We start from the raw sequence: 526 nt of genomic DNA, 5'->3' as shown, positions 1-526 counted from the left end.
AGTCGCGGCTTGGTGAACACCTTCAACCGCAACCGATGTGCTTTCAGAAATTTCACCGATAGTGGCAACCATCTGCTGCACGGCCGTCGCCATAGAGGCGGTGTGATCAGTCTGTGCGTGGAACTGTTCCATAACACCTTCAAGCTCACGATGCATGTTGTCCGTGCTCGCTGTTAACTGCATCGATTTTTCTTGTGTGTTGTGGATCAAACGCTCTAGCTTTTCGAGCAGATCGTTGAGATGGTGGCTGATATCAAATAGTTCATCCTTACCAGCAAGATCAGAGCGCAAGCCCATGTTATTGCTTTCGCTGATGTTCTTAATCGTTGCTAGTAAGCTACCAACACGAACGTTGATAGAGCGAGAAATTTGCCAAATCAGCGCAAAAATCACTACTAAGATGAACGCCGTAATGGCTTGCTTGATGCTTGCCATTTTTTCATCGCGTTGGGTTGCGGCAGAATCAATCGATGATGAGAAAGCTTCAAACTGCTCTTCCACGGCGTGAGATAGCGCGCGAGTTTCG

1 pseudogene is annotated in these 526 nt (G+C 47.9%); it reads right to left on the bottom strand.

Features of this window, described 5'->3' with window-relative positions:
• Positions 1–526, bottom strand: a pseudogene (locus tag R7Q48_RS30805) (methyl-accepting chemotaxis protein); the annotation flags it as partial.

This window comes from Vibrio sp. 378, assembly GCF_033339435.1.
This window is presented reverse-complemented; position numbering and strand designations above follow the sequence as displayed.